This window comes from Vibrio sp. 03_296, assembly GCF_002265885.1.
Genome location: NZ_NPKW01001167.1, coordinates 1 through 1301, shown reverse-complemented (window position 1 = coordinate 1301; position 1301 = coordinate 1). Strand labels below are relative to the sequence as shown.

The 1301-nt window shown below is 43.4% G+C and carries 5 protein-coding genes; all 5 read left to right on the top strand.

From position 1 onward, the window contains the following. On the top strand, positions 1 to 97 hold a 97-nt coding region (locus tag CIK04_RS30640), incomplete at its 5' end, for a VF530 family DNA-binding protein (protein WP_128824776.1). A 9-nt stretch (positions 98 to 106) separates the two neighbouring features. Beyond that, positions 107 to 229, top strand: a complete 123-nt coding sequence (locus CIK04_RS30635; RefSeq protein WP_097353760.1) for a DUF3265 domain-containing protein — start codon at positions 107 to 109, stop codon at positions 227 to 229. A gap of 24 nt (positions 230 to 253) precedes the next feature. After that, positions 254 to 733, top strand: coding sequence for a GNAT family N-acetyltransferase (locus CIK04_RS30630; RefSeq protein WP_128824775.1), 480 nt, complete (start codon positions 254 to 256; stop codon positions 731 to 733). After that, on the top strand, positions 696 to 857 hold the full coding sequence (locus tag CIK04_RS30625) for a DUF3265 domain-containing protein (RefSeq protein WP_128824608.1): 162 nt from the start codon (positions 696 to 698) through the stop codon (positions 855 to 857). Before CIK04_RS30630 ends, CIK04_RS30625 begins: the two co-directional genes overlap by 38 nt. A gap of 348 nt (positions 858 to 1205) precedes the next feature. Continuing rightward, a partial coding sequence (locus CIK04_RS30620; RefSeq protein ID WP_142995047.1) for a DUF3265 domain-containing protein occupies positions 1206 to 1301 on the top strand: 96 nt, incomplete at its 3' end.

Genomic DNA, 1301 nt, shown 5'->3' with positions numbered 1-1301 from the left:
AATCCATCTAATCAAATCTTCTCTCAAGTTTTGGCGTCGCACACAGTGGCTGAGAGACAAGGTTGAGGCTTTGTATATAGATACGTTTTGCCGTTAGAACATTTGCATAACAAAGCGTTTAAGCGGGATTCATGCCGCATGGCATTTTTGGTTTGCAGTGAGTTTTTGTGGTGAAAGTGGTGTGCGGAAACTTGGTTTAGGCGGCATTCACCCCTTAACGCGGCGTTAGGCGCTATTCACTTTAGGATTAGGGATGAACGTAGAATTTAAAGTGATCAATTTGGCGCAAGATTATGATTTTTGCGTAGCTGCTCGAAAGGATGCTTACTATTGCASTTTCGAGACCTTTTCGGGTTTTGATGATTTCATAGCAGGTTATCGAGAACGAGTTCAAGAAAGGCAATCTGGAGCAGGTTGGTTTTACATCCATATCTGGTTGGATGGAAAATTGGTAGGGCAGTTAGAGTTTCGTTCTTTTTCACCCGAGCCAGAGACCGGTTATGTTCATTTAGTTTACTTGTTGCCTGAAGTTCGCGGTTCTGGTTTGAGCCAGCAAGTTCAGGTCTACCTCGAATCAGAATTAGCACGAGCTGGCTGTAATCGTGCTGTGCTTTCCGTGAGTAGAACGAACGCAAGGGCGTTAAGGTTCTATAAGCGTAATGGTTGGGTATATTGTCGCCCTAATCCGAAGCATGATGAAACCGATTTTTACCAATTGCAGCTGCGCGCCTAACAAAGCGTTAAAGAGGGATTCATGCCGCGTGGCATTTTTGGTATGCGGTGGTTTTGGTGGTGAAAGTGGTCTGCGGAAAGTTGGTTTAGGCGGCATTCACCCCTTAACGCGGCGTTATGCTTAATCAAGTAAAATCAGTTGGTTATGGTTTTTCTTTGTTCCCTTGGCTGATTGGTTTTGTGTTTGTCGGCAAGCCGGCTTTTGTGAGCGCTGTTTTTCGGACGCATATTCTTTGGCGCTAGAAATTCAGAGAATTGCCTCATTCAATTCTCGGGCAATCGCGAGGTTAGGGCGGTTGGCTCAATCAGAAATCCATTTTAGGTTTTCAAACTTCAAACCAGATTTGCCAAAATTCCTAGTCTGATTATCAAAACTATGATTCATTTCGGTTTTCTACGTTTTGGTTTTTGTTTGTAAATCAAAGTCGAGTTAATCTTGTTTTGAGTAAAACGTAACTCATTGAAGCTTAAGCATAACAAGGCGTTTAAGAGRGATTCATGCCGCGTGGCATTTTTGGTTTGCAGTGAGTTTTGGTGGTGAAAGTGGTCTGCGGAAACTTGGTTTAGGC